Origin of the sequence: Arthrobacter sp. KBS0703, from assembly GCF_002008315.2 — a bacterium.
In the GTDB taxonomy this organism is placed as follows: domain Bacteria; phylum Actinomycetota; class Actinomycetes; order Actinomycetales; family Micrococcaceae; genus Arthrobacter.
Map to the genome: position 1 here is coordinate 1 of NZ_MVDG02000003.1, position 7,246 is coordinate 7,246.

The 7,246-nt window shown below is 66.7% G+C and carries 9 protein-coding genes; 1 reads left to right on the top strand and 8 read right to left on the bottom strand.

The window, feature by feature from the left end; genetic code table 11:
* The 6 genes from B1A87_RS22130 to B1A87_RS22150 all read right to left on the bottom strand — a co-directional run.
* The coding region (locus B1A87_RS22130; protein ID WP_185982444.1) for an SRPBCC family protein at window positions 1-318 on the bottom strand (318 nt) is incomplete at its 3' end.
* 143 nt (window positions 319-461) lie between these two features.
* Window positions 462-638: a hypothetical protein gene (locus B1A87_RS23195; RefSeq protein ID WP_185982445.1), complete on the bottom strand. Its 177-nt coding sequence runs from the start codon at window positions 636-638 to the stop codon at window positions 462-464.
* A 32-nt stretch (window positions 639-670) separates the two neighbouring features.
* Window positions 671-2,389, bottom strand: coding sequence for a hypothetical protein (locus B1A87_RS22135; protein ID WP_078028722.1), 1,719 nt, complete (start codon window positions 2,387-2,389; stop codon window positions 671-673).
* 341 nt (window positions 2,390-2,730) lie between these two features.
* Window positions 2,731-3,354, bottom strand: coding sequence for a dihydrofolate reductase family protein (locus B1A87_RS22140; RefSeq protein WP_078028723.1), 624 nt, complete (start codon window positions 3,352-3,354; stop codon window positions 2,731-2,733).
* Between the two features lie 132 nt (window positions 3,355-3,486).
* Complete coding sequence (locus B1A87_RS22145) at window positions 3,487-3,912, bottom strand: SRPBCC family protein (RefSeq protein WP_185982188.1); 426 nt, start codon at window positions 3,910-3,912, stop codon at window positions 3,487-3,489.
* Window positions 3,913-4,000: 88 nt separating this feature from the next.
* On the bottom strand, window positions 4,001-4,258 hold the full coding sequence (locus B1A87_RS22150; protein WP_185982187.1) for a hypothetical protein: 258 nt from the start codon (window positions 4,256-4,258) through the stop codon (window positions 4,001-4,003).
* Between the two features lie 224 nt (window positions 4,259-4,482).
* Between B1A87_RS22150 and B1A87_RS24440 the strand changes: the two genes are divergently transcribed.
* Window positions 4,483-4,608, top strand: coding sequence for a hypothetical protein (locus B1A87_RS24440; protein ID WP_260681128.1), 126 nt, complete (start codon window positions 4,483-4,485; stop codon window positions 4,606-4,608).
* On the opposite strand, the gene B1A87_RS22155 is transcribed toward B1A87_RS24440, so the two are convergent.
* Window positions 4,566-6,041, bottom strand: coding sequence for a hypothetical protein (locus B1A87_RS22155; protein WP_144275943.1), 1,476 nt, complete (start codon window positions 6,039-6,041; stop codon window positions 4,566-4,568). The genes B1A87_RS24440 and B1A87_RS22155 overlap by 43 nt on opposite strands.
* Before the next feature lie 341 nt (window positions 6,042-6,382).
* The gene (locus tag B1A87_RS22160) at window positions 6,383-7,006 is read right to left on the bottom strand and encodes a dihydrofolate reductase family protein (RefSeq protein WP_078028723.1); all 624 of its coding nucleotides are present in this window, start codon (window positions 7,004-7,006) and stop codon (window positions 6,383-6,385) included.
* Window positions 7,007-7,246 lie beyond the last annotated feature (240 nt).

A 7,246-nucleotide genomic window follows, 5' to 3' on the forward strand; every position in this document is an offset into this window, starting at 1 on the left:
GCGGTGCTCGTCTTTTACGTGGAAGCTGGTCATGCCGTCCGCGGGTGCGAGCGTGAACGTGCGGGCGGTCGTCGAAACTCCTAGCGGCAGGCGGGCGGTCCAGACCATGACCCGGCCGGGCAGCTGCTGGACCCGCACCCGGATACTCCGGCGCCCCGTGCCCGTGGTGTGGAACCGGACCCGTCCGCCGTTGCGCAGCTCGCCGTCGACGGCTGTGATGCCGGATTCCCAGACTGTCAGGTTGCCGGCGTCGGTGAGGACCTCCCAGACCGTGGAGGGGCGCGCGTTGATCAACGCTTCGGATTCAAGGGAGTGCATGCGGGCAATGGTAGGGGGAGCGTGCTGCCGGTGGTCGTGTCCCGGCGGAAGTTCACGCACTGTTCGCCTGGCGGTACGTGGGTGCACGTCAGGCTGCGGCCGGTCCGGGATCCCGGTCCGGTGGAGACGGCAAGAGCTGTCTCTTATACACATCTAGATGTGTATAAGAGACAGGCCGGCGTATGTCCTACCGGCGCATTCGCTGTCGCTGGTGCCGGCTGCGCCGTCGGCACCGGAGGAGCCGGGCTGCAGCCGGCGAGCACGCCTGTGGCGAGGACCGCCGAAGCGAGTCCCCGCCACAGGCTGGGGTGCGCGTTCATTTAGGCCGCGCTGCCGCCGTCGGCCTCCCGTGTTACCACGGAGAAGGCACCAGGGCGCCGGCGTTGTTAGTGCCTTCACCGTTGACCAGGAACGGCAGGTGGTACAGGTCGTTTGGCACAATCACGTCTCCGGGCTTCACGTTCTCCGGGAAGATGTACTCGAAGACCGGAGCGATGTACTGCCCGGGCTGGAGCCCGTTGGCCTTGGTGGGGGCGTTCTTGAAGCAGCTGTCCAGAGCGGCCTGGTTGATGGTGGTTGCCGTGGTGTTGACCGGCGTGGGCATGCACAGGCTGCGGACTCCCACGCGGACGGTACGGTCCGGCTGGCTGAGGAGGCCGGTGGGGGCCTTCGTGGCGCGGAGCCGGGCCCGCTGTGGCTGGGGGCCGGTGTTTTGCGTGGTGATGCCGCCCGTCGGCCCGGTAAGCGGGGCCGCGTTCTCGCCCGTCATTTCAAACGGCGTGATCCACCGGTTGAAGACCGAACCGTCGGCATTGCGGTCCTCGTAGTAGATATCCACCGGGGTCTTGACGTCCGTGGTTTCGGATTCGAGGAAGATCCTGTCCTGGGTCTCCTGCGCCACGCCGTTGGGTGCCGTCGCAAGGGGGTCCGCGGTGCCCACGCCGAACTCGCCGATCGCCAGGTAGCTGGGCTGCGTGCCGGGCTGGGTGTAGATGCCGAGGTTGGCCTCAACCGTGTGGGCCGAGATGTAGTCCGGCGACCCGTGAATGAGCGTTCCGGAGTAGTCCACCACGTCACCGATTTCGAAGGGCGCCTGCTGGTTGGCGTCCGGGGCGGTGGCGCTGATTCCCGGCACCGGCATCACATACTGCGAGCAGTACTTCTGGCCGGCCGCCGGGGCGCTGAGCTCTCCGCTGGCCGGCGGCACAACACCGGCCACGCTGAAGTTGCGGCAGGCAGGTACGGTGACCGTGGTGGCCGACGGTGCCAGCGGGCGGTTCTTCTGCGGGCACAGGGGGTCATCCTTGACGGACGGATCCGTGCGCGGGATGCACATGGGGTAGCCCGTGGCGGCGTGGATGGTGGGGTTGTCCTGGTCAACGCTGAAGCGGTAATCAGGCGACTGGCCGTTGCTGAACCGGCCGGTATCGGCGCCGGTGCTGTCGTGCAGGCCGGCGATCTTGGGGTCGTTCAGCTGGACGGTCACGGTTCCGCCCGCGGCGTCAGCCACCTTCAGGGCGCCGTTGGCGTAGTCGATCCCGGTGATTTCACCGCGGCCTGTATTGGCCGACTGCTGGGAGACAAAAGCCAGGCCGGCTATGTGGCGTGATCCCACGATGTTGCCGACGGCCCGCAGTTCCAGGCCGTCGACGCCGAGCGGAGCCGTGCCGCCGGTTCCATGGACGAAGTCCGCCCAGGTCAGCGTGTTGGCCGGCATCTGGACCACCAGGTTGCACGGGATGGTGATGAGGATGCCGTTGATGGTAACGGTGCCGCCGTAGTACTCGGGATCCGTCACGCCGGGACACGACGTGTTGTCGGTGTTGACGGTGGCGTTGCTGGCAAAGCCGGTGTCATCGAAGCCGCGGGCTGATGCTGCGGAGGCCGGTGTGGCCAGGGTGGGCACCACCCAGGGGGAAACGATTCCCTTCGGCGGTTTGGCCGTGCCGCCCTTGGCCAGGGCGGAACCCGTTCCGCCGGCCGCGATCAGCGCTGCGGCGGCGGCAAGGATGGTGATCTTACGAAGGGTTCGTGGACTTACTGTTCGTGGACTAACTGGAAGGTTCCTCATGGCTGTTCCTCTCGGAGATGCCGGTATCCGTATGCAGGACTGGGAAGCAGAGGGAGTTAACTCCAGAATCTCTGCGCTCAGGTGGGTGGGTGACTTGCGTTAAGCGTGCGAGGCTTATGTGTCTTTGCCGGGGCCGCAAAGGCTTCCAAATGGTTGCTGCTGCCAACTATCGGGAGTGCCCCTTGGAAAAACCCTGCAGACTTCCGGCGGCCGCCCCGCAGGTGGTGACCACCCCAAACTGAGCTCCCCCAAGGTGTTCACAAGTGGCCGGGCTCAACTGTGGCCGGCCTTGGCCCGGGCGGACCTGGCCCAATCGTCAAAGGCGACCCGCCCTGGCTGCGCTAGCCCTCCTGATCGACGGCGGACATATCGCCGACGCCGGGCGTGCCGTCGGCGAGCGCGTAGCGCTGCAGCACCGCACCTTTAGGTGAGGCGACCACCGGCTCGATGAGTGTGAGGTTCGTCGGAACCACCCCGTTGGCGAAGACCTTCTTTCCGCCGCCGAGGAGGATCGGATACACCCAGAGCGTGAGCCGGTCGAAGAGCTTCTCGGCGAACAGGGTCTGCACGAAGTCGAGGCTGCCGATGACGTGGATGTCCTCGTGCCTTTCGCGCAGGTCGCGCACGGCGGCGGCGACATCAGGACCGAGCAGCGTGGAGTTGGCCCAGTCGAGGGTGGGCGCCTGGCGCGAGGCCACGTACTTGGGAAGGCGGTTGAACAGCCGCGCGATGCTCCCCTCCGCATGCGGCCAGTACGAGGCAAAAATGTCGTACGTCCGGCGCCCAAGCATCAGCGCGTCCATCCCCACCATTCCTGCGTCGATCTGCTCGCCGACGACCTCGTCGATGAGAGGCGCCTGCCAGCCACCAAACGCGAAGCCGCCCTCAGCGTCCTCCTCCGGCCCGCCGGGCGCCTGCGCGACGCCGTCGAGCGTGGTGAACAGGTCGATATGGATGAGTCCCACGCCGTGCTCCTTGTCTGCTACCCGTCGTCGCCCGGCGGGATCACTTCGAGGCTGACACACGATCCCCCTGGGAAGCAACGGGTATCAACGGCTCACGCACGAGCCACTGCGCCGAAGGTTGGGAGACAAGCCCTAGAGCCGGTCGAGCAGCTCGGCGCGCTTCTTGACCGCGCTGACAAAGTCCGCCAGGGACTGGTTGGCGAAGCGCAGTGTGTGGCCGCCCAGCAGGTGCAGGAGCCCGCGGTGCTCGTCTTTTACGTGGAAGCTGGTCATGCCGTCCGCGGGTGCGAGCGTGAACGTGCGGGCGGTCGTCGAAACTCCTAGCGGCAGGCGGGCGGTCCAGACCATGACCCGGCCGGGCAGCTGCTGGACCCGCACCCGGATACTCCGGCGCCCCGTGCCCGTGGTGTGGAACCGGACCCGTCCGCCGTTGCGCAGCTCGCCGTCGACGGCTGTGATGCCGGATTCCCAGACTGTCAGGTTGCCGGCGTCGGTGAGGACCTCCCAGACCGTGGAGGGGCGCGCGTTGATCAACGCTTCGGATTCAAGGGAGTGCATGCGGGCAATGGTAGGGGGAGCGTGCTGCCGGTGGTCGTGTCCCGGCGGAAGTTCACGCACTGTTCGCCTGGCGGTACGTGGGTGCACGTCAGGCTGCGGCCGGTCCGGGATCCCGGTCCGGTGGAGACGGCAAGAGCCGGAGCGGGCACCGCAGGACACGCAGCTGATCGAGGTCCAGCAGTTGCCGGGTGCCTGTGCGGGCATCAAGAATCCAGAACATGTCCAGCTCCGGGACGACTGCCAGGACACGGCCCCGGTGCAGCGGACGGTCACCGCGCCAGGCTTCAGTTCGGTCCCCCGGGGAAAGTTCTGCGCAGGAACGGATATGCCTGCCTTCAAGGTCCATGACGGCTCCTTTCCCTGACTACTGGGACCAGTGTGGGCTCCGTTGGTTGCATCGACGTGACGCCCTGGTGACTTCTTCATGAATGGAGGCGATTCCTGGGTGTGTAGCTGGCCCCTGCGGCCGTCCCGTGGACAGGGCTCCGGACAGTGGTTGCTGTCCGGAGCCCTGTCCGTTCCTGTTCGCTCCCATGACTTCCGCGAACGCGCCCGCCATGGTGGCGCGAGGTGCTCAGGCTGGAGGCGCGGAGGCTACTTGCCCCGGGCCGGGCGGGTGCGCGCCAGGGCGGTCACGCCGGCGGCGAGGCCGATCAGTCCGGCGGCTGTCTCTTATACACATCTAGATGTGTATAAGAGACAGGGCTGAGGAGGCCGGTGGGGGCCTTCGTGGCGCGGAGCCGGGCCCGCTGTGGCTGGGGGCCGGTGTTTTGCGTGGTGATGCCGCCCGTCGGCCCGGTAAGCGGGGCCGCGTTCTCGCCCGTCATTTCAAACGGCGTGATCCACCGGTTGAAGACCGAACCGTCGGCATTGCGGTCCTCGTAGTAGATATCCACCGGGGTCTTGACGTCCGTGGTTTCGGATTCGAGGAAGATCCTGTCCTGGGTCTCCTGCGCCACGCCGTTGGGTGCCGTCGCAAGGGGGTCCGCGGTGCCCACGCCGAACTCGCCGATCGCCAGGTAGCTGGGCTGCGTGCCGGGCTGGGTGTAGATGCCGAGGTTGGCCTCAACCGTGTGGGCCGAGATGTAGTCCGGCGACCCGTGAATGAGCGTTCCGGAGTAGTCCACCACGTCACCGATTTCGAAGGGCGCCTGCTGGTTGGCGTCCGGGGCGGTGGCGCTGATTCCCGGCACCGGCATCACATACTGCGAGCAGTACTTCTGGCCGGCCGCCGGGGCGCTGAGCTCTCCGCTGGCCGGCGGCACAACACCGGCCACGCTGAAGTTGCGGCAGGCAGGTACGGTGACCGTGGTGGCCGACGGTGCCAGCGGGCGGTTCTTCTGCGGGCACAGGGGGTCATCCTTGACGGACGGATCCGTGCGCGGGATGCACATGGGGTAGCCCGTGGCGGCGTGGATGGTGGGGTTGTCCTGGTCAACGCTGAAGCGGTAATCAGGCGACTGGCCGTTGCTGAACCGGCCGGTATCGGCGCCGGTGCTGTCGTGCAGGCCGGCGATCTTGGGGTCGTTCAGCTGGACGGTCACGGTTCCGCCCGCGGCGTCAGCCACCTTCAGGGCGCCGTTGGCGTAGTCGATCCCGGTGATTTCACCGCGGCCTGTATTGGCCGACTGCTGGGAGACAAAAGCCAGGCCGGCTATGTGGCGTGATCCCACGATGTTGCCGACGGCCCGCAGTTCCAGGCCGTCGACGCCGAGCGGAGCCGTGCCGCCGGTTCCATGGACGAAGTCCGCCCAGGTCAGCGTGTTGGCCGGCATCTGGACCACCAGGTTGCACGGGATGGTGATGAGGATGCCGTTGATGGTAACGGTGCCGCCGTAGTACTCGGGATCCGTCACGCCGGGACACGACGTGTTGTCGGTGTTGACGGTGGCGTTGCTGGCAAAGCCGGTGTCATCGAAGCCGCGGGCTGATGCTGCGGAGGCCGGTGTGGCCAGGGTGGGCACCACCCAGGGGGAAACGATTCCCTTCGGCGGTTTGGCCGTGCCGCCCTTGGCCAGGGCGGAACCCGTTCCGCCGGCCGCGATCAGCGCTGCGGCGGCGGCAAGGATGGTGATCTTACGAAGGGTTCGTGGACTTACTGTTCGTGGACTAACTGGAAGGTTCCTCATGGCTGTTCCTCTCGGAGATGCCGGTATCCGTATGCAGGACTGGGAAGCAGAGGGAGTTAACTCCAGAATCTCTGCGCTCAGGTGGGTGGGTGACTTGCGTTAAGCGTGCGAGGCTTATGTGTCTTTGCCGGGGCCGCAAAGGCTTCCAAATGGTTGCTGCTGCCAACTATCGGGAGTGCCCCTTGGAAAAACCCTGCAGACTTCCGGCGGCCGCCCCGCAGGTGGTGACCACCCCAAACTGAGCTCCCCCAAGGTGTTCACAAGTGGCCGGGCTCAACTGTGGCCGGCCTTGGCCCGGGCGGACCTGGCCCAATCGTCAAAGGCGACCCGCCCTGGCTGCGCTAGCCCTCCTGATCGACGGCGGACATATCGCCGACGCCGGGCGTGCCGTCGGCGAGCGCGTAGCGCTGCAGCACCGCACCTTTAGGTGAGGCGACCACCGGCTCGATGAGTGTGAGGTTCGTCGGAACCACCCCGTTGGCGAAGACCTTCTTTCCGCCGCCGAGGAGGATCGGATACACCCAGAGCGTGAGCCGGTCGAAGAGCTTCTCGGCGAACAGGGTCTGCACGAAGTCGAGGCTGCCGATGACGTGGATGTCCTCGTGCCTTTCGCGCAGGTCGCGCACGGCGGCGGCGACATCAGGACCGAGCAGCGTGGAGTTGGCCCAGTCGAGGGTGGGCGCCTGGCGCGAGGCCACGTACTTGGGAAGGCGGTTGAACAGCCGCGCGATGCTCCCCTCCGCATGCGGCCAGTACGAGGCAAAAATGTCGTACGTCCGGCGCCCAAGCATCAGCGCGTCCATCCCCACCATTCCTGCGTCGATCTGCTCGCCGACGACCTCGTCGATGAGAGGCGCCTGCCAGCCACCAAACGCGAAGCCGCCCTCAGCGTCCTCCTCCGGCCCGCCGGGCGCCTGCGCGACGCCGTCGAGCGTGGTGAACAGGTCGATATGGATGAGTCCCACGCCGTGCTCCTTGTCTGCTACCCGTCGTCGCCCGGCGGGATCACTTCGAGGCTGACACACGATCCCCCTGGGAAGCAACGGGTATCAACGGCTCACGCACGAGCCACTGCGCCGAAGGTTGGGAGACAAGCCCTAGAGCCGGTCGAGCAGCTCGGCGCGCTTCTTGACCGCGCTGACAAAGTCCGCCAGGGACTGGTTGGCGAAGCGCAGTGTGTGGCCGCCCAGCAGGTGCAGGAGCCC

What these genes read in the sequence shown, in the direction of transcription:
- B1A87_RS23195 (WP_185982445.1), bottom strand. Translation starts at nt 638, where the DNA reads ATGAACGCGCACCCCAGCCTGTGGCGGGGACTCGCTTCGGCGGTCCTC.
- B1A87_RS22135 (WP_078028722.1), bottom strand. Translation starts at nt 2,389, where the DNA reads ATGAGGAACCTTCCAGTTAGTCCACGAACAGTAAGTCCACGAACCCTT.
- B1A87_RS22145 (WP_185982188.1), bottom strand. Translation starts at nt 3,912, where the DNA reads ATGCACTCCCTTGAATCCGAAGCGTTGATCAACGCGCGCCCCTCCACG.
- B1A87_RS22150 (WP_185982187.1), bottom strand. Translation starts at nt 4,258, where the DNA reads ATGGACCTTGAAGGCAGGCATATCCGTTCCTGCGCAGAACTTTCCCCG.
- B1A87_RS22155 (WP_144275943.1), bottom strand. Translation starts at nt 6,041, where the DNA reads ATGAGGAACCTTCCAGTTAGTCCACGAACAGTAAGTCCACGAACCCTT.